This window comes from Arenimonas maotaiensis, assembly GCF_014638745.1.
In the GTDB taxonomy this organism is placed as follows: Bacteria; Pseudomonadota; Gammaproteobacteria; order Xanthomonadales; family Xanthomonadaceae; genus Arenimonas; species Arenimonas maotaiensis.
The window spans coordinates 286059-307534 of record NZ_BMFO01000003.1 but is presented as its reverse complement, the minus strand read 5'-3'; the positions used below and the strand labels follow the sequence as shown (position 1 = coordinate 307534).

Genomic DNA, 21476 nt, shown 5'->3' with positions numbered 1-21476 from the left:
GTCTCAGGCCGCCTGCAGTTTGGCGTAGGCCAGCACCAGCCATTTGCTGCCGGCCTCGCTGAAGTGCACCTGCACGCGCGCGTGCGCGCCGGAGCCCTCGAACTGCAGGATCACGCCGTCGCCGAAGGTGGCGTGGCGCACGCTCTGGCCCAGGCGGAACGCGCCGGTGTCCTCGGCCAATGAGCCGCCGCCGTAGCGCGGCGCGCCGCTGCCGTAGTGCGCGGTCTTCGGCCGGATGGCGTTGATCAGCTTTTCCGGGATCTCGCGGATGAAGCGCGAAGGCGTGCCGTACATCTCCATGCCATGCAGGCGCCGGGATTCGGCATAGCTCAGCACCAGCTGTTCGCGCGCGCGGGTGATGCCGACATACGCCAGACGGCGCTCCTCCTCCAGCCGGTTGGCTTCGTCCAGCGAGCGCGTGGACGGGAACAGACCTTCTTCCAGGCCGACCAGGAACACGAACGGGAACTCCAGGCCCTTGGCGCTGTGCAGGGTCATCAGCTGCACGCCGTCGGCGCCCTCCTCCACTTGCCCCTCGCCGGCCTCGAGCGCGGCATAGGCCAGAAACGCGGCCAGCTCGCCGGTGCTTTCCTCGTCGTCGGGCACGATGCGGCGCGCGAAACGGCTGGCCACCGACACCCATTCGTCGAGGTTGTCGACCCGCGAATCGAGCTCGCCCTTGGATTCCTTCGAGTAATGCGGGCGCAGACCGGAACGTTCCAGGATCAAATCGAACAGTTCGTACAATTCCAGTCCGTCGCGGTTCTGGTCGATGCCGTCGATCAGCGCCAGGAATGCGGCCAAGGCGTTCTTGGCGCGGCCGTTCAACGCGCCGCCCTCTTGGATCAATACCGCGGCGCGCCACAGCGACAGCGCCGAGTCACGGGCCAAGCGGCGCAGTTCGTCCAGCGTGCGGTCGCCGATGCCGCGCGGCGGCGTGTTGACCGCGCGCTCGAAGGCTGCGTCGTCGTCGCGGTTCGACACCAGGCGCAGATAGGCCATGGCGTCCTTAATCTCCATGCGCTCGAAGAAGCGCTGGCCGCCGTACACGCGGTACGGCAGCGCGGCCGACAGCAGCTGCTCTTCGATGGCGCGCGACTGCGCGTTGTTGCGGTACAGCACGGCGCATTCGGAGGCGCTGTGGCCGTGCTGGATCAGCGCCTGGATGCGGCCGACCACGTAACGCGCCTCGTCGACCTCATTGAACGCGGTGTACAGGTCGATCGGCGCGCCGTCGCGGTCTTCGGTCCACAGCTTCTTGCCGAGCCGCTCGGGATTGTGCGCGATGACCGCGTTGGCGGCGGCCAGGATGTTGCCGGTGGAACGGTAGTTCTGCTCCAGACGGATGGTGCGCGCGGCCGGGTATTCGCCCAAGAACTTCTGCATGTGGGTGACCTGCGCGCCGCGCCAGCCGTAGATCGACTGGTCGTCGTCGCCGACCACGAACACGCAGCCGCGCTCGCCGGCCAACAGCTGGATGAAGGCGAACTGCACGGCGTTGGTGTCCTGGAATTCGTCCACCAGGATCTGGCTGAAGCGCTGCCGGTAATGCTCCAGCAGCGCCGGCGTATTGAGCAGGGTCTCGTGCGCGCGCAGCAGGATCTCGGCGAAATCGACCAGACCCGAGCGCCGGCAGCGCGCCTCGTATTCCTCGTACACCTGCAGCTGGATGCGGGTGTATTGGTCGCCCATGGCCGGCTGGATGGCGCCCGGCCGGCGGCCGGCGTCCTTCTGCGCGTTGATCCACCAGGTCAGCTGTTTCGGCGGAAAGCGGGTGTCGTCCAGCTGCAGGTCCTGCACCACGCGTTTGACCAGCCGCAGCTGGTCGTCGGCGTCCAGCACCTGGAAGCCTTCCGGCAGGCCGGCGTCCTGCCAATGCAGGCGCAGCAGGCGGTGCGCGATGCCATGGAAGGTGCCGACCCACATGCCGCGCGCGCCCTCGGGCAGCAGCGCGGTCAGCCGCGAACGCATCTCGGCGGCGGCCTTGTTGGTGAAGGTCACCGCCAGCACGCGGTACAGCGGCACCTCGAACACCTGGTTGAGCCAGGCGATGCGGTGGGTGAGCACGCGGGTCTTGCCGGAGCCGGCGCCGGCCAACACCAGATAATGCCCGGGCTCGGCGCACACGGCTTCGCGCTGCGCCGGGTTCAGGGCGTCGACCAGATGCGACACGTCCATCAGCGGCTGCCGACGCGTTTCACGCCGGGCAGGCGCAGCACGTAATCGGCGCCCATCAGGCGCGAGGGCGTGTAGAAACCGCCGATCGGCCGTTGCGCCGCCATCAGCTTGGCCACGATGCCGAGCGCGGCCTGCACGGTCAGCGTGTAGCCGTTGGGCGTGACCAGGGTGCAGGCGGCTTTGCGGCCCGCGGCGTCTTCGACCTCGCCCCAGACCCAGGTCTCGGCGGCGGCGCGTTTGTCGGCATCCGGGCCGCGCACGCTACGCTCGACGCGCGATTTCAGCCAGGCCTGCACTGGACGCCAGCCCAGCAGCGGCCCGAGCCGGCGCAGGCGGCGCAGATTGGCCACGGTGGCCGGCGGCACGCACATGTAGACCTCGATGTCGGGGATGCCGGTGGACACATGCGCGGTGAACACGTCGCCCCAGGGAATGGTCATCGCCAGCCGCGGCGTGCCGGCCTTGTCGAAGGTGCGCGTCTTCCAGGCCAAGGGCACGGTGCGCAGTTCGCCGTCGATGCGCGCGCGGCCGCCCTTGCCCAGGCCTTCGATGGCGGTCTTGGCGGTGCCCGGACTCGGGCCGCCGGGGGCGTCGAACGCCAACACCAGATGGCGCGCCGACGGCAATTCCAGTTTCAGGATCGCCGCCAGGCAATCGGTCGGCACCACGTCGAAGCCGGCGCCGGGCATCACCACGATGCCGCGCTGCTTGGCCTCGGCGTCGAGCGCGGCGCAGGCGGCGAACACGTCGATCTCGCCGGTGATGTCGAGATAATGCGCGCCGGCCTCAAGGCAGCCTTTGGCCATCGGCAACGCCGTTTGGGAAAACGGACCGGCGCAATGCAGCACCAGTTCCATGCCGCGCAGGCCCATGGCCACCGCCTCCGGCCGATCCAGGCCGAACACCCGCGCCGGCAGGCCGAATTCGACCGCCAACTGCTCGATGGCCGCGCGCGAACGCCCGGCCAGCACCGGCCGCAGGCCGCGGCGCACCGCGTCTTCCACCATCAGCCGGCCGGTGTAGCCGTTGGCGCCGTAAATCATCCACTCCATCATTTCGCTCCCAGGCTGAGTTCACCGGTGCGCTTGAGCAGCATCCGGAAATACCATTCCGGCAGGAAGCGCTTCAGGCGCCAGCGCAGCGGCTCGTGCGTGGTCGGCAGGATCAGGAAGCGGCCGGCGGCGATGCCGGCCAGCACGCGGTCGGCCACCGCGTCCAGGCTGTCGGGCGAACGCTCCATCAGCTTCTGGCCGAGATGGCGGATGCGTTCGGCGCCGATGGTGCTCTGCATCAGGTTGGTCTTGAAGAAGGCCGGGCAGATCACGCTGACCTTGACCCCGACGCCGTGGCATTCGGCGCGCAGCTGTTCGGAGAACGCCACCACCGCCGCCTTCGACACGCCGTAGGTCATCATGCCCGGCGCGCCGGCCAGACCGGCGAAGCTGGCGGTGTTGACGATGTGGCCGCTGCCGCGCGCGACCATGGCCGGCAGGAACAGGCGGGTGCCGCGCACCACGCTCAGGAAATTGGTTTCCAGCAGCTGCCGCCATTCGGCCATCGGCGCTTCCAGCACATCGCCGCCGGAGGCGATGCCGGCGTTGTTGATCAATATATCGGGCGCGCCCCACGCGGCCAGCACGCGCTCGGCCAGCGCCTGCATCGAGGCGTCGTCGGCGACGTCGGCGGCGAGCGCGACATGGCCGTTTCCGGCCAGCCGGGCACGCGTGGCTTCGGCGCGGTCGGCGTGGATGTCGATGCAGGCCACGGCATGGCCGGCGGCCGCGAAACGCAGGGCCAGCGCCTGGCCCAAACCGCTGCCGGCACCGGTGATGAGTACGCGCTGGACGGGAATCACGGGCGGTCCTGTGGGGTATGATGGATACCCGTATTGTATGCCTTCGGCCCCGGCCGGGAGTGAAAAATGAGCACCGACCTGTTCGACCTGCGCGGCCAGACCGCCCTGATCACCGGCGCCTCGCGCGGCATCGGCGAAGCCGTCGCCCGCCTGTTGGCCACACAGGGCGCGCACGTGATCTGCACCAGCCGCAAATTGGACGGCTGCCAGGCCGTGGCCGACGCCCTGCGCGCCGAGGGCCTGTCGGCCGAGGCGGCCGCCATGCACATCGGCGACACCGCCGCCATCGACGCCGTGTTCGACGCCCTGGCCGCGAACGGCCGGCGCATCGACATGCTGGTGAACAACGCCGCCGCCAACCCGTATTACGGCCCGCTGCTGGACATGGACCTGGGCAGCTTCGGCAAGATCCTGGACGTGAACCTGCGCGGCTATTTCTACACCAGCCAACGCGCGGCCAAGCAGATGCTCGGCCACGGCGGCAGCATCGTCAACATCGCCTCGGTCAACGCCGAGCGCCCGGCGCCCGGCCAAGCCGTGTATTCGCTGACCAAGGCCGGCATCGTCAACCTGACCCAAGGCTTCGCCAAGGAGCTGGCGCCGCACGGCATCCGCGTCAACGCCGTGTTGCCGGGCCTGACCGACACCCATTTCGCCTCGGCCATCACCCAGGACGCCAAGCTGATGAAGCTGATGACCCAGCTGATTCCGATGGGCCGCGCCGGCCAACCGGAGGAAATCGCGCCGGCCGTGCTGTACCTGGCCTCGAAGGCCTCGGCCTACGTCACCGGCACCACCTTGACCGTCGATGGCGGCTATCTGGCCTGAGGAAGCACGAAACCTATGCGCACCCTGATCCTTTCCGTACTCGGCATGTTCTCGGCGACCACCATGGCCCAACAGCTCACCATCGAAGCCCTGACCTCGGGCACCGGCCTGTCCGGCAACACCCTGACCCAGGCCAAATTCTCGCCCGACGGCAAACGCATCAGCTTCCTGAAAGGCAAGCCCGGCAAAGCCAACCAGCTCGACCTGTGGGCCTTCGACATGGCCAGCGGCGACGCCACACTGTTGGTCGATTCGGCTACGCTGGCCGGCGCCGGCAAGGAACTCTCCGATGAAGAGAAGGCGCGCCGCGAACGCCAGCGCATCGCCGCGCTGTCCGGCATCGTGGAATACCAGTGGTCGCCGGACGGCTACCGCCTGCTGTTCCCGATGGGCGGCGAACTGTTCTGGGTTGATCTGGCCGCGGCCACGCCCGAGCGCGCGCTGCGGCAATTGACCCGCGGCGGCGGCGACGTGACCGACGCCAAGATCTCGCCGAAAGGCGGCTTCGTCAGCTTCATCCGCGGCCGCAACCTGTGGATCATCGACATCGCCACCGGCAGCGAGCGCCAGCTGACGTTCGACGGCTCGGATACCATCGGCAACGGCGTGGCCGAATTCGTGGCCGACGAGGAAATGGACCGCCACACCGGCTACTGGTGGGCGCCGGACGATTCCGCCATCGCCTTCGCCCGCATCGACGAATCCGGCGTGCCGATCAAGGAACGCTTCGAGATCTACGCCGACCGCACCGAGGTGGTGAAGCAGCGCTATCCGGCCGCGGGCGATGCCAACGTGCGCATCCAGCTCGGCGTGCTGTCCATCGCCAGCGGCAATACGCGCTGGATCGACCTGGGCCAGAACGCTGACATCTACCTGCCGCGCGTGCAATGGCAGGATGCCGAACGGCTGACCTGGCAGGTGCAGGACCGCCGCCAGCACCGGCTGGACCTGCACCGCATGACGCTTACCAGCGGCAAGACCGAGCGCCTGCGCACCGAAACCAGCGAGAGCTGGGTGCCGCTGCACAACAACCTGCGCTTTCTGAAGGACGGCCGCATCCTATGGTCATCCGAGCAATCCGGTTTCGAGCACCTGTACTGGCTGGGCGCCGGCGGCAAGCTCAGCGCCATCACCCGCGGCGAGTGGCTGGTGGAAGACGTACTGGCGGTGGATGAAGCCAAGGGCTGGATTTATTTCACCGGCACGAAAGACTCCCCAATCGAGCGCCATATCTACCGGGTGTCGTTCGACGGCACGGCGCTGACCCGCCTGAGCAGCGAGCCCGGCCTGCACAGCGCGCAGTTCAACGCCGCCGCCAGCCACTACATCGGCACCTACGCCAACCCGCAAACCCCGCCGCAGACGATACTGCGCACCGCCGACGGCACCGCCGTGCGCGCCTTGGTGGACAACCACCTGGGCCCGACGCATCCGTATGCGCCGTATCTGGCCGCGCACCGACCGATCGAATTCGGCACGCTGGCCGCCGAAGACGGCCAGACCCTGCACTACAGCCTGATCAAGCCGGCCGGTTTCGATGCCGCCAAGAAATATCCGGTGGTGGTGACCGTGTATGGCGGCCCGGCATCGCAGACCGTGACCCGCAACTGGGCACCGGACTTCAACCAGGTGCTGGCGCAACGCGGCTATCTGGTGTTCTCCATCGATAACCGCGGCACCCCGCGCCGCGGCCAGCGCTTCGGCGCCAGCCTGTACCGCAAGCAGGGCACGGTGGAAGTGGCCGACCAGGTGCGCGGCGTGGAATTCCTGAAGACGCTGCCGTACGTCGATCCGGCGCGGGTAGGCGTGTACGGCTGGTCGAACGGCGGCTACATGACCCTGATGCTGCTGGCCAAGCGCTCCGACGTGTACGCCTGCGGCGTGGCCGGCGCGCCGGTGACCGACTGGGCGCTGTACGACACGCACTACACCGAACGCTACATGGGCCTGCCGGCGGAAAACGTGGATGGCTACCGCGAAGGCTCGGTGCTCACGCACGCCAAGGGCATCACCTCAAAGCTGCTGCTGATCCACGGCATGGCCGACGACAACGTGCTGTTCAGCCATTCCACGGCGCTGATGTCGGCGCTGCAGAAACAAGGCACGCAATTCGAATTGATGACCTACCCCGGCGCCAAGCACGGCCTGCGCGGCGCGGATTTGAAGCACCGCCTGCAACTCACGCAGGATTTCTTTGAGCGCTGTTTGAAGCCTTAAACTTAAATATTCAAAAAAACCATGAAGCAGTTTCTATTCTCATTTATTGTATTTGTAATTGCATTTTTTGGTTTTATCGTCTTGCCATTATTTATATTTGGCACCAGCGGGAGTGGCGTTGAGCAATTTAAATGGACTGAAGAAGGCAGATTGGCTGAAGCCAAGATTGAGCAATTGCATGACTCAGGAAGACCGCTTTCCTTCCAAGAACTTGACCGATTACATGCGGTGATTAATTCACAAGAAAAAATTCAGTATAGTTTTTCGGATATTTTCAAGATTGGCCAAGACAACTTAATTTGGTTGTCATGGGCGCCAATATTTAGTGGCTTCGTATTATTCTCAAAAAATAAATCCGAGCTCATATATTTTTGGTTAATTGTTCTGACCGTCTTTATTGCAGGCACTCTTTCATTAAAGACAATGATTTGTTTTCTGGTTGCCTCATTAGCCGGAAATCTGTTAAGGAAAATGAGACGTCAGGAAGAGACTGTCGATAATTAATACTGCAACAACTCAACTATTCAATCTTCACCCTAACCGGCGCATTATCACTCAGGCATTCTCAGGAGTGCAGTTTGCGTTTAATATCGATTTAAATTTATATATGACCGGGCACTAACGCCTGAATTAAGCCGACCCGCGAAGCGGGTTCGGCTTGAATGAATTGTTATGCGGCCTACTCGATGGTGAAGCCATCGGAGTCGCCGTCCCAAAGCTCATCACCGTATGTATATATCTCTAGGCATTTAGGGCAGCCTGCCTCACAAGCGAGTACGGCGCCAAGGCTGTTAGATACGCCCGAAACAATAACCAACGCATCCGTGGACAGATATCCATCCGGCAGATCCGGCGTTGGTTGGATAGCAGCAAAAGTTGTGTAGCAGCCAGCGCCAGTGAACTCACGGCTGAGCACATGAAGTTGGCCCAGTAGCGAAGCGAGCGTGGGGTGCTCCTTGGCGATGCGCTCAAGGATTGCTGTTTCTAGCTCGGTTGGGGTGATCTGTCCTGGCCGCATAACGATTGAATTAAGCGGCTGCCGCCGCGAACCAAGTCAGTTTAAACATATTTCGGGGCGGCTGTCCGCTTGGATGAGTGGTTAGAGCGCATAACACATATTTAATTCTTATGGCTTTGATTCTGAAAGGTCAGCTTTATCAAGCTTGCTCTCTGTAATCTCATCTTCTTCGCGATTATTGTCCAACCAGCTTATCTTAACGCCATGGCTCCATGTGCTCATTACTTCGTAACTCAAAATTTGACCCTGACCTTCAAATTTATAGTAATAAGAACAGCTGCCGCCATTACTATCAGACACAGAAAGATACTTTGGGTCTAATCCGCGAAGTGCAAGCTGTTCAAGAACCATTTCTCTTGCCTGTTCTTCCTCAAGTCCGCATTCATCAAAAAACAGCTCTGCCACGATAGCGTAAGCAAAAAGGAGAAACATAGCTACAGCAACATATGTCGCCAATGCACGTATATTCATATGCGCTCTAACACCTGAGTTAAGCCGCGCCGCGAAGCGGTGTCGGCTTGGACGAATTGTTAGGCGTGGGCCCCACCTCTCCCAGCCACCAAAGCTCTTCCACCACTGTTTCGCCTTCGTCCCACTGCTGGGTCTCGACGAAGCCGATCTCCCCGAAGCCCCGCGGCAATTTGAGGGATAGGTCGTCTGTGATGCTGCGGTTGGCCGGAGAGCGGCCCGGACCGGCCAGCGACGTGTGCTCTCGGAAGTACGCCTCATCCAGATAGATGCACAGCTCGCTGCTGAAGAGCGACGGCACCATTAGCGCGGCCGTAACTCGGTAGCTCTGCGCCCACGCTGGTTTGGCCCCCGCGAGGTGTCCCGCGGCAGTTAGAAGGGAGGCGACACAGTCTCGCCGGATCTCTTCGGTAGCCCAGCGGCCCTCAACCAAGTTGCGGTCCACGGGGATTTTGATGTGCCAGTACCTGTCGGCTGGGTCTAGATCCGCTTGCTGGGGAAACCAGCCGCGGAAGCTCTCGGCCCAGCGCCTGAGGGCACGCAGACGCCTCGGGGCACCACGGAGCTTTCTATGAGCGCTGATTAATCTTCGAGCCACGCCTAACTACTAGTAGACGGCGTCATTGCCGTATAAATCCATTAGAAATCAGTTCTGGAATTTATTCAATTAGAAAAAGTCTTGGAAAATCAGGCTTGGTTACCGCCGCGCCACGAACCCAGAACGAAACCATTAGGGGTATTTACTGGCCAAACTACCCGGATAAAGCGTATCGGAGCGGAATGGCCCCGTTAAAAGCGCACCGAATGCAGAATCGCCTTTTGTAGCCCCACGGATCTATTCGATCTCGATCCACACCGGCGCGTGGTCGCTCGGCCGCTCCCAGGTACGCGGTTCGCGCTCGATGCCCGAGGCCTTGGTGCGCGCCTTCAGCGCCTCGCTCACCAGCACCAGGTCGATGCGCAGGCCGAGGTTGCGGCGGAAGCCGCCCATGCGGTAATCCCACCAGCTGAAATGCCCGGCTTCCTCGGAATGCAGGCGGAAGCTATCAAACAGGCCCAGTGCCAGCAGACGCTTCAGCGCGGCGCGCTCGGCGGTCGAGGTCAGGATGCTGTCGTCGTTCCAAAGCGCGGCGTCGTGCACGTCGCGCTCGTCGGGCGCGATGTTGAAATCGCCCAGCACCACCAGCTGCGGGTGCCGGGTCAGCTCGTCGCGCACCCAGTCGGTCACCGCCTCCAGCCAGCGCAGCTTGTAGTCGTACTTCTCGCTGCCCACGGCCTGGCCGTTGACCACGTACAGATCGATGATGCGCACGCCGCCGACGGTGGCCGCCAGCGCGCGCTTCTGCTCGTCGGCGAAGCCGGGGATGCCCTTTTGCACATCGGCGATGTCTTGCCGGCTCAGGATGGCCACGCCGTTGTAGGTCTTCTGGCCGTCGAACGCCACCCGGTAGCCGGCGGCCTCGATCTCGGCCTGCGGGAACTTGTGGTCCTCCAGCTTGGTTTCCTGCAGCACCAGCACGTCCGGATTGCCGATTTTGAGCCATTCCAGCAGGTGCGGCAGGCGGACATTAAGCGAATTGACGTTCCAGCTGGCGATTTTCATTGATCGGAATCAAGGTCGGGGAGCGCCTATTATTCACAATTCGGCCGATTGATGGGTACAATCGGGGAATCCCGTACCGTTGGAGGCCGTCCATGTTCGAGAAAGCCCGCTACACCGCCAGCCTGCGCCGATTGCATTGGCTCATGGCCGTGATGATCGCCCTGGCCTATCTGGCCATCGAGCAGCGCAACCTGTTCGAACGCGGCACGCCCGAGCGCTTCGCCATGGTGCAGAGCCACTTCTGGTTGGGCATCGGCATCTTCGTGCTGGTCTGGGTGCGCCTGCAGCAACGCCTGAAACACGGCGCACCGCGCATCACCCCGGCGCTGCCGGGCTGGCAGAACGGCATTTCGCATCTGATGCATGTCGCGCTGTACGCGTTCTTCATCGTCATGCCCATCCTCGGCATGCTGACCGCCTGGACCGACGGCAAGGCCATCCTGATCCCGTTCACCGACATCGCGCTGCCGGCGCTGCTGGCCGAGAACAAGGACCTGGCGCATCAGCTGGAAGAGCTGCACCACGACATCGGCGAAGCGTTCTACTGGGTGATCGGCTTCCACATCGTGGCGGCGCTGTACCACCATTTCATCCGCAAGGACGACACCCTCGTCCGCATGCGCTGAGGCGCGACCGACCCGGCCTCAGGGCCGGGTCAGGAAATCCACCAGCCGGTGGATGATTTTGCCGTACGGCGCATCGAACAGCGCCATGCCGTTCAGGCGCGACTGGTACATCACCGGCATCGCCTTGCTGAAGGTCAGAAAGCCGTCATGGCCGTGGTAATGGCCCATGCCGGAGGCGCCCACGCCGCCGATCGGCAGGTCGTCCTGGCCGAACTGCACCAGCACGTCGTTCACGCACACCGAACCGGCGCACACGCGGCCGAGCACGGCGTCCACGCGCGCCGGCTGGTCGTCGAACGGATAGAAGGCCAACGGCTTGTCGCGCTCTAAAATATACGCCACGGCCTGATCGTAATTGTCGTAGGTCACCAGCGGCAGCAACGGCCCGAAGATCTCCTGCCGCATCACGGCAAGCTCAGCCGGCGGATTCACCAGCAGGGTCGGCGGCAGGCAGCGCACGCCGTCGGCCTCCATCGCTTCCGGCCCACAGGCCACGGTACGCACGCCGGCGGATTTGGCTTCGTCGAGCCAAGCGCGCAGGCGCCCGGCCTGGCGCTCATTGACCACCGCGGTGTAATCGGGGTCGTTGGCCATGTCCGGGTAGCGGCGTTTCACGCTGGCCGCGAACGCGGCGATGAACGGCTCCAGTTCGGTTTCCGGCAGCAGCACGTAATCGGGCGCCACGCAGGTCTGGCCGGCGTTGAAGCATTTGCCGAAGGCGATGCGCTCGGCGGCCTTGGCCACCGGGTAGCCGGGCGCCACCAGGGCCGGCGACTTGCCGCCCAATTCGAGGGTGACCGGCGTCAGGTTGGCGGCGGCGGCGGCCATCACCTGCCGGCCGACGGCGGTGGAGCCGGTGAAGATCAGGTGGTCGAACGGCAGCTGGGTGAACGCGGCGCCGACGGCGGCATCGCCCTGCACCACCGCCACCTCGTCCTGGGAGAACACCTCGGCCACCAGCTTTTCGACCAAGGCGCTGACCGTGGGGGTGAATTCCGAGGGTTTGATCATCACCCGGTTGCCGGCGGCGATGGCGTTGACCAGCGGAATCAGCGCGAGCTGGAACGGGTAGTTCCAAGGCGCCACCACGCCGACCACGCCCAGCGGCACGAAGCGGATCTCGCCGCGCGCGGGCCGGAAGGTGAGGTTGACCGAACGCCGCTGCGGGCGCATCCAGCGGCGCAGGTGCTTGCGCGCGTATTTGATCTCGTCCAGCGTCACCATCACGTCGGCGCCGAGGGTTTCGATGCGCGCGCGCCGGCCGAAATCGGCGTTGCAGGCCGCCACCAAGTCCTCGCGGCAGCGGCGCACGGCGGCGTCCAGCCGGGTCAGCAGCTCGATGCGCTGTTCGTAGGTGAAGGCGCCGTTGAGGTGGGCCTGTTTCAGTCGGTCGAACGGGGCGCGGAGATCCATGGCGGTCGGGTAGAATGGGGGCTTGCCCGATTGTAACCCCGAACACGTAGAAAAGAGGCCAAGCCATGCCCGCCATCCGCGCCTTCAACGGCATCATCCCCGCCCTCGGCAACCGCGTCTACATCGACCGGGCCTGCACCGTGATCGGCGACGTGCACATCGGCGACGACAGCTCGGTCTGGCCGGGCACCGTCATCCGCGGCGACGTCAACCACATCCGCATCGGCGCGCGCACCAACATCCAAGACGGCACCATCATCCACGTCAGCCACGACGGCCCCGACGGCCGGCCGGTCGGCTACCCGACCCTGATCGGCGACGACGTCACCATCGGCCACGGCGCCATCGTGCACGCCTGCAGCATCGGCAACGCCTGCCTGATCGGCATGGGCGCCACCGTGCTGGACGGCGCGGTGGTCGAAGACCACGGCTTCGTCGGCGCCGGCGCGGTGATTCCGCCGGGCAAGACCGTGCGCCGCGGCGAGCTCTGGCTCGGCAACCCGGCCAAGTGCGTGCGCACGCTCAGCGAAAAGGACATCGCCCAGCTGTATTACTCGGCGCAGCATTACGTGCGCCTGAAGGACCGGTACCTGGCCGAAGCCTGAGTCAATATTCCAAAGGCCATTCGTACACGCGCTCCACGCTTTCCAGCGGAATCGGCGCGGTGATGTGCGGGTACAGCTCGCCGGTCACCGGATGCGCGTCCCATTGCAGGTAGTCCACCAGCGCGGCCTCGTCGAGCTTGAGCACGAACACTTTCACGTGGTCGGCGAAGTGGCGGGCGTACACGCCCGGCACCTGTTCGTGGCTGGCGGCGTGGATGAAGCCTTCGCTTTCCAAGGCCGGCGTATGCCAATAACCGAGTTCGTGGGCGCGCGCCCAGTCGGCCTCGCGCGCCAGGATGTACACGCCGAACGGCAGCGCCTGCACGCTCATTCCGCCGCCGCCTCGCCGTCGGCCAAGCGGCGCAGGTCGGCATACACGGCATCGGTTTCCGGGCGCACGCCCTGCCAGAGGAAAAAGCTTTCGGCGGCCTGCTCCACCAGCATGCCGAGGCCGTCGAAGGCCTGGCCGCAGCCGGCGGCCCGGGCCCAGGCCAGGAAATCGATGGCGGCGCGGCCGTAGCTCAGATCCACCGCCACGGTCTGCGCGCCGGCCAGATGGAACGGCAGGGTCAGCGGCTCAATGCCGCGGCCGGCCGAGGTGGCGTTCACGACCAGATCGAAATGCGCCAGATCGGGCAGGTCGCGCCAGTACCGGCTGTGCGCGCGTTCCGGCGCGGCCAAGGCGTCCACCAGCGCGTCGGCGCGCTCGGGGCTGCGGTTGCAGACCACCAGTTCGCCGATGCCGGCATCGAGCAGGGCCGGCGCCACGCCGCAGGCGGCGCCGCCGGCGCCGAGCAGCAGGGTGCGGCGCGCGCGCAGGTCGATGCCGCGGCGCTGGCTCAGGTCGTTCACCAGACCCACGCCGTCGGTGTTGTCGCCGTGCCAGCCGCCATCGACATAGCTGAGCGTGTTGACCGCCCCGGCGCGGCGCGCGCGTTCGCTCAGGCCGGCGCACAGCGCCATCACCGCCTGTTTATGCGGCAGGGTCACGTTCAGGCCGACGCCGCCGGATTCCGCGAAGCGGGCGATTCCGGACGCCAGCGCCGACGGCGCCAGCTCGATGCGGCCGTAGTCCAGATCGACCGACCACTGCCGCGCGAACGCGCGGTGGATATGCGGCGACAGCGAGTGGTCGATCGGCTGGCCGACGACCGCGAAGCGCGCCTGCGGCTGCCGGAGCGCCACGGCTCAGTCCTTCAGCGCCGCCGCGGCGTCAAGCGCGAAATAGGTCAGGATGCCGTCGGCACCGGCGCGCTTGAACGCCAACAGCGACTCCAGCATGCAGGCGCGCTCGTCCAGCCAGCCGTTTTGGCCGGCGGCCTTGATCATCGCGTACTCGCCGGACACCTGATACACGAAGGTCGGCACCTCGAAGCGGTCCTTGACCCGGCGCACCACATCCAGATACGGCATGCCGGGTTTGACCATCACCATGTCGGCGCCCTCTTCGATGTCGAGCGCGACCTCGCGCAGGGCTTCGTCGGAATTGGCCGGATCCATCTGGTAGGAATATTTGTTGCCCTTGCCGAGCGCCGAGGCCGAGCCGACCGCGTCGCGGAACGGGCCGTAGAAGGCGGAGGCGTATTTGGCCGAATAGGCCATGATCTGGGTGTTGACGAAGCCTTCCTCCTCCAGCGCTTCGCGGATGGCGCCGATGCGGCCGTCCATCATGTCGCTGGGCGCCACCACGTCGGCGCCGGCGTGCGCGTGCGACAGCGCCTGCGCCACCAGCACCTCCACGGTTTCGTCGTTGACCACGTAGCCGGAATCGTCGAGCAATCCGTCCTGGCCGTGGCTGGTGTACGGGTCGAGCGCGACGTCGGTGATCACGCCCAGTTCCGGGAAGCGCGACTTGATGGCGCGGATGGCGCGCTGCGCCAGACCGTGTTCGTCGTAGGCCGCTTTCGCATCCAGCGATTTGGCTTCCGGCGCGGTGACCGGAAACAGCACCATGGCCGGAATGCCGGCGGTGACCGCGCGCTCGGCGGTGCGCAGCAGGGCCTCGATCGACAGGCGCTCGACGCCCGGCATCGACGCCACCGGCACGACCGTATCCAGCTCGTGCACGAACACCGGCAGGATCAGGTCGCCGGTGCCGAGGCGGTGCTCGCGCACCAGCCGGCGGGAGAATTCGGCGGCGCGCAGACGGCGCGGTCGGGTCATCGGAAAGGACATGGCGGATCTCCAAAGAGTGAATCCGCATTTTAACGCCACTGGCCGGCCGCAGTCGCCTAGCGCCGGTGGCGGGCAACTGCTAGAATCGATCGCAGGGGGAATGTCTGTGAATCGCAATGGCCGACGCGCGGAGTAATCCGCAGGACTATCAAGGACTTGACCGGGCCACCGATTTGCAGACGGCGGCCGAGTGGCTGTGCCTGCAATTGGCCGCCATCGGCGGATCCGCGCAGCCGCGTTGCCTCTGGCATCTGCCGCCGCCGCATCAGGACATGCTCGGACACCAGTCGCATCCGGTGATGGACGTGAGCGTCATGGCGGCGGTGGAACGCGACGCCGGCGACGACCTCGACGGCTGGCGCGAACGTCCGGTGCGTATTGCGCGCCACGGCGACGGCTACTTCATCCTCGACGTGCAGGCCGAAAATCCCGACCCGATGCAGGCCGACGCGATCGGCCGCCTGTTGCGGCAAGCGGCCGCGCGGCTGCATGTCCTGCTGCTCGGCTGCATCGAAGCGCAGCTGCGCCAGCAGCTGGAGAAGTCCGAGAAGCTGCAGAAGGCGCTGTTCGACATCAGCAACCTGGCCTACCACGAGCATGACGCGGGCGTGCTGTACCGCGAACTGCACGCCATCGTCGCCGGCCTGGTGTACGCCGAGAACTTCTTCATCGCCGACTTCAACGAAAGCAAGGGCACGATGCGTTTCCTGTACTACGCCGACAGCCTGGACAAGGAACCGATCGACCCGGAAATCGAGTGGGACGAAAAGCTGCTGCCGAACAGCATCACCCTGGCCATGCTCAAGTCCGGGCAGTACGCCTGGGACAGCTCGACCGCGCTGGCCGAGCGCTTCGGCCTGGTCCGCGACCTGGCCACCGGCCCGGAGAGCATCGACTGGCTGGGCATCCCGATGCTGGACAACGGATCGGTGGTCGGCGGCGTGGTGGTGCAGAGCTACCGCCCGGACCGCCGCTATTCGCAATCCGACCTGTCCCTGCTGTCGTTCGTGGCCGAGCACATCCGCCAGTCGCTGACCCGCCGCGCGCAGACCGCCGAGCTGGAGCGCGAAGTCGGCGAACGCACCGCCAAGCTGCGCCAGGAGATCCAGGAGCGCCAGCGTTCCGAGATGATCCAGTCGGCGCTGTTCAACATCACCCGGCTGGCCAGCCAGAGCGAGACGCTGGAGGAGTTCTATCCGGCCATGCACGGCATCGTGGCGCAGCTGCTGGAGGCCAAGAACATCTACGTCGCGTTCATCGAGGACGACGGCAAAACGCTGCGCTTCCCCTACTACATCGACGAACGCAGCGACGACGACGCCCCGGTGGAGTCGCGGCCGGTGTCCAACGGCCTGACCGAATGGGTGCTGGCCAAGAAGGCGCCGGTACTGCTCGACGAGGACGAGGTGCTGCGCCTGAAGCGCGAGGGCCGCGCCGTGGTCAAGGGCGCGGCGCCGAAATGCTGGCTGGGCGTGCCGCTGACCATCCGCGGCGAGGCGGTCGGCGTGATCGCGTTGCAGAGCTACGACAGCGTGCGCGCCTATTCGCACAAGGAACAGGAGCTGCTGATGTTCGTCAGCAGCCACATCGCGCAGGCGCTGGAGAAGATCGAATCGTCGAACCGGCTGAAACAGGCCTACGCCGAGATGGAATCGAACGTGCGCAAGCGCACGATGGAGCTCGAACTCAGCAACCAGGCGCTGCGCGAACAGATCCAGCGCCGCGAGGAGGCCGAACAGAAGCTGAAGTACGACGCCCTGCACGACCAGCTGACCGGCCTGGCCAACCGCAACCAGCTGTACGACCGGCTGAAGCAGTCGCTGACGCTGTACCGGTCCAATCCGGCGCGCATGTTCGGGGTGTTCTTCATCGACCTGGACCGCTTCAAGATCATCAACGACTCGATGGGGCACTGGGTCGGCGACGAGCTGCTGAAGGTGGTGGCCGAGCGCGTGCAGGCCTGCGTGCGCCAGCCGGACCTGGTGGCGCGCCTCGGCGGCGACGAATTCGCGGTGATCCTGAACAGCATCCGCAGCATGCAGGAAGCCCGGCTGGTGGCCGAACGCATGCTGCAGGAGTTCCACACGCCGATCCTCATCCAGGGCAAGGAGCTGTTCATCTCGCCCAGCATCGGCATCGCCATCTCGCACGAGCGCCACCACGACCCGGACGAGATCCTGCGCGACTCCGACATCGCGCTGTACCGTTCGAAAGAGCTCGGGCGCAACCGCTACACCTTCTTCGACGACGCCCTGCACCAATCGGCGCTGAACACGCTGATGATCGAAGGCGACCTGCGCCGCGGCCTGGCGCGCGGCGAGCTGTTCCCGCACTACCAGCCGATCAGCGACCTGGACACCGGCCGGACGCGCGGCTACGAGGCGCTGATGCGCTGGCGGCACCCGGAGCGCGGCGTGCTCAGTCCGGCAGAGTTCTCGGCCATCGCGCGCGAGACCGGGCTGATCGAGCAGATCGACTGGTCGATCTTCGAACAGGTCTGCCGCGACCTGCCGGTGCTGCTCGGCAGCGCGGAGTACGTCAGCATCAACGTCTCGCCGCGGCATCTCGGCCACGAGGGCTTCGCCATCCGCCTGCTGGCGCTGATCGGCGAATACGGCGTGTCGCCGTCGAACCTGTGCATCGAGGTGACCGAAGACGCGCTGATCGAGCATCCCGAACTCGGCCTGAAGGTGCTGACCCAGCTGAAGAACGCCGGCATCCGCATCAGCCTGGACGATTTCGGCACCGGCTACTCCTCGTTCTCGTACCTGCACCGCTATCCGCTGGACTGCCTGAAGATCGACCGCAGCTTCATCGGCACGCTGACCGACAACCCCAACAACAAGACCTTCCATCTGGTGCAGGCCATCCACGCGCTCGGCGTGTCGCTGGGGCTGGAGGTGATTGCCGAGGGCATCGAGACCCCAGCCCAGCGCGATTGCCTGCGCCGGATCGGCATCGGCAGCGGCCAGGGCCACCTGTTCTCCTGCGCCCGACCGATCGAAGACATCCGCAGCGCGCTCAGCGCGGCCGCGATCTGATCATTCCCTCATCGGCCATCCAGGCCATGGTGTCGGCCATCAACGCGCGCAGCGGCGTCTCGCGGTAGCCCAGCAGCCGGATGGCCTTGCCGGAATCCACCCGCAGGTGATGGCAGGTCAACGCCACTGCCGCCGGCGTGATCTGCGGCATGCGCCCGGTCACGCGCGACAGCGCCTCGCTGGCGTGGCCGACGCACCACAGCAGCGCCGCGGGCATGGCCCGTGTCGGCGCCGGCCGGCCCGAGAGCTCGGCCGCCAGCTGCGCGAACTGCAGGAAGCTGGCGTGCGCGCCGCCGAGCAGGAAGGACTCGCCGCGGATGCCGCTCTGCCAGGCGCGGACCTGGGCCTTGGCGATCTCGCGCACGTCGGCGAAGGCCCCCGAGCCCGGCGGCACGCCCGGCAAGGTGCCGTCATGCACCATCTTGATCAGCCGCGCCCAGTTGTTGCGGTCGCCCGGGCCCAGCACGTGCGAGGGATTGAAGATCAGGTGCGGCAGGCCGGATTCGCGCACCGCGCGCTCGCCCAGGAATTTGCTGCGCTCGTAATTGACCCGGCTGTCGCCGCCGCGCTGCGGCACGTCCTCGCGCAGGGTGTCGTGCACCAGATGCGAATAGGCCGAGACGCTGGAGGTATGCACGAAACAGCCGACGCCGGCGGCCTCGGCCGCGCGCAGCAGGCGCCCGGTGCCGGCGATGTTGGTGTCGTCCTGCTCGGCCTTGTCGCGGATCCAGGCGCTGGTGTTGGCGGCGCAGTGGAACACCGCCTGCGCGCCGCGCGCCGCCGCCAGCAGCGACTCGGCGTCGGCCAGGCTGCCGCGCACCGGCACCGCGCCGGCCGCCGCCAAGGCGGCATCGGATGCGGCCGAACGCGACAGCGCGCGCACCGCGTGGCCGTGCGCCAGCAACTCGCGCAACACATGGCCGCCGACGAAACCGCTGGCGCCCGTGATCAGTACCTCTGCCATTCCCGCCTCCTTGGCCCAAGCCTTAAGTGTATGCGCACCCGCGCCGGATGCGCGACAATAGCGCCATGACCGCGACCGACCATCCGCTGCACGCCGAGCTGTGCCGGGGCCTGAACGCCCTCGGCATCGACCCGGCCCACGCGCCCGCCCTGCTGGCCTACCTCGACCTGCTGGCGCGCTGGAACAAGACCTACAACCTGACCGCGATCCGCGATCCGTGCGAGATGCTGGGCAAGCACCTGCTCGACAGCCTGGCCATGCACAGCTATTTCACCCAGGCCAATCTGGCCGACCTCGGCACCGGGCCGGGCCTGCCCGGCATTCCGCTGGCCATCATCCGGCCCGAAGCGGCGGTCAGCCTGGTGGAAAGCAACGGCAAGAAGACCCGTTTCCTGCGCGAAGTGGTACGTCAGCTGGGCCTGCGGAACGTCACGGTGATCGAATCCCGGGCCGAGGCCGTGGCCGAACCCGGACGCTATCAGGCCATCACCGCCCGGGCCATGGACCGGTTGGCCGGCATCCTGGCGGTCGGCGGCCACCTGTTGGCGCCCGATGGCGTCCTGTTGGCGATGAAAGGGCCGCAAATCGCCGACGAAATCGCCGAGTTGCCGGCCGTTTGGCGGGTTTCGGCCGTGCACCCCCTGCAGGTGCCGGGCCTGGACGCCGAACGCCAATTGGTGGTGGTGCAGCGGGCCGAGGCCGGCTGAAAAACCCCGGCCGCGGGCAAAGCGCGGCCGGTTTGGGCATAATGACGGGTCAGGGGAACCCTTTCCGTCCATGGAAACCGCATGAGCCGCATCATCGCTATCGCCAATCAAAAAGGCGGGGTGGGCAAGACCACCTCGGCCGTCAATCTGGCCGCGGGCCTGGCCGCCGCACCGAAAAAGGTGCTGCTGGTCGACCTCGACCCGCAGGGCAACGCGACCATGGCTTCGGGCGTCGACAAGCGCGAACTGGCGCATTCGATCACCGAAGTGATGCTGGGCGAGTGCACCTTGGCGCAGGCGCGGGTGCGCAGCGAGGAAGGCTACGACCTCATCCCCGGCAACATCGACCTGACCGCCGCCGAAATCCAGCTGATGGACATGCCGGCGCGCGAAAGCCGGCTGAAACAGGCGCTGGACCCGGTGCGCGGCGACTACGACTTCATCCTGATCGACTGCCCGCCGTCGCTGTCGCTGTTGACCCTGAACGCGCTGGCCGCCGCCGACGGCATCATCGTGCCGATGCAGTGCGAGTACTTCGCGTTGGAGGGCCTGAGCTCGCTGATCAACACCATCAACGCGCTCAAGCAGCAGCTCAATCCGGCGCTGGAGATCGACGGCATCATCCGCACCATGTACGACGTGCGCAACAACCTCGGCAACGCGGTCAGCAACGAGCTGACCCAACACTTCGGCGACACCGTGTTCCGTACCCTGGTGCCGCGCAACGTGCGCCTGGCCGAAGCGCCCAGCCACGGCATGAGCATCCTGCGCTACGACCGCAGCTCGCGCGGCGCGCTGGCCTACATGGGCCTGGCCGGCGAGATCATCCGGCGCAACAGCCAAAAACGCATGGAGAAACACTGATGGCGGCGAAGAAATCCGGCCTCGGCCGCGGACTGGACGCCCTGCTGGGCAGCAACCTGAAAGCCGCCGCCGCGCCCGCCGATCCGGCCAAGGAAGGACTGACCCGCCTGGCGATCAGCAGCCTGCAGCCCGGCAAGTACCAGCCGCGCCGCGACATGAAGGAGGAGCAGCTCACCGAACTGGCCGACTCCATCCGCGCGCAAGGCGTGATCCAGCCGATCGTGGTGCGCGAGATCGCCGCCGGCCGCTACGAGATCATCGCCGGCGAACGGCGCTGGCGCGCGGCGCAGCTGGCCGAACTGCGCGAGGTGCCGGTGGTCATCCGCGCCGTCGACGACCGCGCGGTGATCGCCATGGCGCTGATCGAGAACATCCAGCGCGAGGACCTCAACCCGCTGGAAGAGGCCAATTCGCTGCAGCGCCTGATCGACGAATTCGACCTGACCCACCAGCAGGCGGCGGAAGCCGTCGGCCGTTCGCGCGCGGCGGTGTCCAACCTGCTGCGTCTGCTGGAGCTGCCGGAAGCGATCCGCACGCTGGTCGAAGCCGGCCGGCTGGAGATGGGCCATGCCCGCGCCCTGCTGACCCTGCCGGCCGAACTGGCGATTCCGCTGGCGCAGACCGCCGCCGCCGAACAGCTGTCGGTGCGCGAAGTGGAACGCCGCGCGCAATCGGCCGGCAAGGGCGGCAAGGCGCCGGCCAAAGCGGCGGCCGCGCCGGCGCGCAGCGACGCCGACATCGCCACGCTCGAGCGCGAGATCGCCGACCTGCTGGGCGCCAAGGTGGCGCTCAACCACGGCCGCAAAGGCAGCGGCAAGCTGGTCATCCACTACCACGGCCTCGACACCCTCGACGGCATCCTGGAAAAACTGCGGCGCTGACGCGCTACAATAGCGCCATCAACACGCCCGTGA

Annotated in this window: 20 protein-coding genes; 9 read left to right on the top strand and 11 right to left on the bottom strand. The window is 65.9% G+C overall.

What is annotated here, in order from left to right; translation table 11 throughout:
* Positions 1 to 3 precede the first annotated feature (3 nt).
* The 3 genes from uvrD to IEV56_RS08755 are packed head-to-tail and all read right to left on the bottom strand — an operon-like array spanning position 4 to position 4033.
* Positions 4 to 2178, bottom strand: a complete 2175-nt coding sequence (gene uvrD, locus IEV56_RS08765) for a DNA helicase II (RefSeq protein WP_188449962.1) — start codon at positions 2176 to 2178, stop codon at positions 4 to 6.
* Entirely contained in the window at positions 2178 to 3230 is a 1053-nt protein-coding gene (locus tag IEV56_RS08760) for a saccharopine dehydrogenase family protein (protein WP_188449960.1), read from the bottom strand. The genes uvrD and IEV56_RS08760 overlap by 1 nt, the downstream gene beginning before the upstream one ends.
* A complete protein-coding gene (locus IEV56_RS08755) occupies positions 3230 to 4033 on the bottom strand; it encodes an SDR family NAD(P)-dependent oxidoreductase (protein WP_188449958.1) in 804 nt (267 codons plus the stop codon). Before IEV56_RS08755 ends, IEV56_RS08760 begins: the two co-directional genes overlap by 1 nt.
* Positions 4034 to 4099: 66 nt before the next feature.
* Between IEV56_RS08755 and IEV56_RS08750 the strand changes: the two genes are divergently transcribed.
* Genes IEV56_RS08750 through IEV56_RS08740 form a run of 3 tightly spaced genes read left to right on the top strand, consistent with a single transcriptional unit; the run spans position 4100 to position 7582 of the window.
* Positions 4100 to 4861, top strand: a complete 762-nt coding sequence (locus IEV56_RS08750) for a glucose 1-dehydrogenase (protein WP_188449956.1) — start codon at positions 4100 to 4102, stop codon at positions 4859 to 4861.
* 15 nt (positions 4862 to 4876) lie between these two features.
* Positions 4877 to 7078 carry a S9 family peptidase gene (locus IEV56_RS08745; RefSeq protein ID WP_188449953.1) on the top strand — a complete coding sequence of 734 codons (2202 nt, stop codon included), beginning with the start codon at positions 4877 to 4879 and terminating at the stop codon, positions 7076 to 7078.
* Between the two features lie 21 nt (positions 7079 to 7099).
* Positions 7100 to 7582: a hypothetical protein gene (locus tag IEV56_RS08740; protein WP_188449951.1), complete on the top strand. Its 483-nt coding sequence runs from the start codon at positions 7100 to 7102 to the stop codon at positions 7580 to 7582.
* 622 nt (positions 7583 to 8204) lie between these two features.
* On the opposite strand, the gene IEV56_RS08735 is transcribed toward IEV56_RS08740, so the two are convergent.
* From IEV56_RS08735 to xth, 3 genes are all read right to left on the bottom strand, one after another.
* Entirely contained in the window at positions 8205 to 8567 is a 363-nt protein-coding gene (locus tag IEV56_RS08735; RefSeq protein ID WP_188449949.1) for a hypothetical protein, read from the bottom strand.
* 19 nt (positions 8568 to 8586) lie between these two features.
* The gene (locus IEV56_RS08730) at positions 8587 to 9162 is read right to left on the bottom strand and encodes a DUF3916 domain-containing protein (protein WP_268235760.1); all 576 of its coding nucleotides are present in this window, start codon (positions 9160 to 9162) and stop codon (positions 8587 to 8589) included.
* Between the two features lie 237 nt (positions 9163 to 9399).
* The gene (xth, locus tag IEV56_RS08725; protein WP_188449944.1) at positions 9400 to 10167 is read right to left on the bottom strand and encodes an exodeoxyribonuclease III; all 768 of its coding nucleotides are present in this window, start codon (positions 10165 to 10167) and stop codon (positions 9400 to 9402) included.
* Positions 10168 to 10259: 92 nt separating this feature from the next.
* Here xth and IEV56_RS08720 point away from each other — a divergent pair, with 92 nt between their 5' ends.
* On the top strand, positions 10260 to 10793 hold the full coding sequence (locus tag IEV56_RS08720) for a cytochrome b (protein ID WP_188449942.1): 534 nt from the start codon (positions 10260 to 10262) through the stop codon (positions 10791 to 10793).
* A gap of 18 nt (positions 10794 to 10811) precedes the next feature.
* Here the strand turns inward: IEV56_RS08720 and IEV56_RS08715 are convergent, their stop codons facing one another.
* On the bottom strand, positions 10812 to 12206 hold the full coding sequence (locus IEV56_RS08715) for a coniferyl aldehyde dehydrogenase (RefSeq protein ID WP_188449940.1): 1395 nt from the start codon (positions 12204 to 12206) through the stop codon (positions 10812 to 10814).
* Between the two features lie 65 nt (positions 12207 to 12271).
* On the opposite strand from IEV56_RS08715, the gene IEV56_RS08710 reads away from it, so the two are divergent.
* Positions 12272 to 12811 carry a gamma carbonic anhydrase family protein gene (locus IEV56_RS08710; protein WP_188449938.1) on the top strand — a complete coding sequence of 180 codons (540 nt, stop codon included), beginning with the start codon at positions 12272 to 12274 and terminating at the stop codon, positions 12809 to 12811.
* 1 nt (position 12812) lies between these two features.
* Here IEV56_RS08710 and IEV56_RS08705 read toward each other — a convergent pair whose 3' ends face one another.
* The 3 genes from IEV56_RS08705 to hemB are packed head-to-tail and all read right to left on the bottom strand — an operon-like array spanning position 12813 to position 14986.
* Positions 12813 to 13142 carry a DUF952 domain-containing protein gene (locus IEV56_RS08705; RefSeq protein ID WP_188449936.1) on the bottom strand — a complete coding sequence of 110 codons (330 nt, stop codon included), beginning with the start codon at positions 13140 to 13142 and terminating at the stop codon, positions 12813 to 12815.
* Entirely contained in the window at positions 13139 to 13996 is an 858-nt protein-coding gene (gene aroE / locus IEV56_RS08700) for a shikimate dehydrogenase (RefSeq protein ID WP_188449934.1), read from the bottom strand. Before aroE ends, IEV56_RS08705 begins: the two co-directional genes overlap by 4 nt.
* 3 nt (positions 13997 to 13999) lie before the next feature.
* Positions 14000 to 14986 (bottom strand): porphobilinogen synthase, encoded by a 987-nt coding sequence (gene hemB / locus IEV56_RS08695; protein ID WP_188449931.1) that lies wholly within the window; start codon positions 14984 to 14986, stop codon positions 14000 to 14002.
* Between the two features lie 116 nt (positions 14987 to 15102).
* Here hemB and IEV56_RS08690 point away from each other — a divergent pair, with 116 nt between their 5' ends.
* Complete coding sequence (locus IEV56_RS08690) at positions 15103 to 18027, top strand: putative bifunctional diguanylate cyclase/phosphodiesterase (RefSeq protein WP_188449929.1); 2925 nt, start codon at positions 15103 to 15105, stop codon at positions 18025 to 18027.
* On the opposite strand, the gene IEV56_RS08685 is transcribed toward IEV56_RS08690, so the two are convergent.
* A complete protein-coding gene (locus IEV56_RS08685) occupies positions 18008 to 18991 on the bottom strand; it encodes an NAD-dependent epimerase/dehydratase family protein (RefSeq protein ID WP_188449927.1) in 984 nt (327 codons plus the stop codon). The genes IEV56_RS08690 and IEV56_RS08685 overlap by 20 nt on opposite strands.
* Positions 18992 to 19056: 65 nt before the next feature.
* Between IEV56_RS08685 and rsmG the strand changes: the two genes are divergently transcribed.
* From rsmG to IEV56_RS08670, 3 genes are all read left to right on the top strand, one after another.
* Positions 19057 to 19698: a 16S rRNA (guanine(527)-N(7))-methyltransferase RsmG gene (gene rsmG, locus IEV56_RS08680; RefSeq protein ID WP_188449925.1), complete on the top strand. Its 642-nt coding sequence runs from the start codon at positions 19057 to 19059 to the stop codon at positions 19696 to 19698.
* A gap of 81 nt (positions 19699 to 19779) precedes the next feature.
* On the top strand, positions 19780 to 20562 hold the full coding sequence (locus IEV56_RS08675; RefSeq protein WP_188449924.1) for a ParA family protein: 783 nt from the start codon (positions 19780 to 19782) through the stop codon (positions 20560 to 20562).
* Entirely contained in the window at positions 20562 to 21443 is an 882-nt protein-coding gene (locus tag IEV56_RS08670) for a ParB/RepB/Spo0J family partition protein (protein WP_188449922.1), read from the top strand. Before IEV56_RS08675 ends, IEV56_RS08670 begins: the two co-directional genes overlap by 1 nt.
* Positions 21444 to 21476 lie beyond the last annotated feature (33 nt).

Excerpts from the sequence above, each read along its gene's own strand:
- xth (WP_188449944.1), bottom strand. The coding sequence starts at position 10,167 with ATGAAAATCGCCAGCTGGAACGTCAATTCGCTTAATGTCCGCCTGCCG.
- IEV56_RS08705 (WP_188449936.1), bottom strand. The coding sequence starts at position 13,142 with ATGAGCGTGCAGGCGCTGCCGTTCGGCGTGTACATCCTGGCGCGCGAG.
- IEV56_RS08710 (WP_188449938.1), top strand. The coding sequence starts at position 12,272 with ATGCCCGCCATCCGCGCCTTCAACGGCATCATCCCCGCCCTCGGCAAC.
- IEV56_RS08740 (WP_188449951.1), top strand. The coding sequence starts at position 7,100 with ATGAAGCAGTTTCTATTCTCATTTATTGTATTTGTAATTGCATTTTTT.
- uvrD (WP_188449962.1), bottom strand. The coding sequence starts at position 2,178 with ATGGACGTGTCGCATCTGGTCGACGCCCTGAACCCGGCGCAGCGCGAA.
- IEV56_RS08720 (WP_188449942.1), top strand. The coding sequence starts at position 10,260 with ATGTTCGAGAAAGCCCGCTACACCGCCAGCCTGCGCCGATTGCATTGG.
- rsmG (WP_188449925.1), top strand. The coding sequence starts at position 19,057 with ATGACCGCGACCGACCATCCGCTGCACGCCGAGCTGTGCCGGGGCCTG.
- IEV56_RS08715 (WP_188449940.1), bottom strand. The coding sequence starts at position 12,206 with ATGGATCTCCGCGCCCCGTTCGACCGACTGAAACAGGCCCACCTCAAC.
- IEV56_RS08750 (WP_188449956.1), top strand. The coding sequence starts at position 4,100 with ATGAGCACCGACCTGTTCGACCTGCGCGGCCAGACCGCCCTGATCACC.
- IEV56_RS08735 (WP_188449949.1), bottom strand. The coding sequence starts at position 8,567 with ATGAATATACGTGCATTGGCGACATATGTTGCTGTAGCTATGTTTCTC.
- IEV56_RS08745 (WP_188449953.1), top strand. The coding sequence starts at position 4,877 with ATGCGCACCCTGATCCTTTCCGTACTCGGCATGTTCTCGGCGACCACC.
- IEV56_RS08675 (WP_188449924.1), top strand. The coding sequence starts at position 19,780 with ATGAGCCGCATCATCGCTATCGCCAATCAAAAAGGCGGGGTGGGCAAG.
- IEV56_RS08685 (WP_188449927.1), bottom strand. The coding sequence starts at position 18,991 with ATGGCAGAGGTACTGATCACGGGCGCCAGCGGTTTCGTCGGCGGCCAT.
- hemB (WP_188449931.1), bottom strand. The coding sequence starts at position 14,986 with ATGTCCTTTCCGATGACCCGACCGCGCCGTCTGCGCGCCGCCGAATTC.
- IEV56_RS08670 (WP_188449922.1), top strand. The coding sequence starts at position 20,562 with ATGGCGGCGAAGAAATCCGGCCTCGGCCGCGGACTGGACGCCCTGCTG.
- IEV56_RS08760 (WP_188449960.1), bottom strand. The coding sequence starts at position 3,230 with ATGGAGTGGATGATTTACGGCGCCAACGGCTACACCGGCCGGCTGATG.
- IEV56_RS08690 (WP_188449929.1), top strand. The coding sequence starts at position 15,103 with ATGGCCGACGCGCGGAGTAATCCGCAGGACTATCAAGGACTTGACCGG.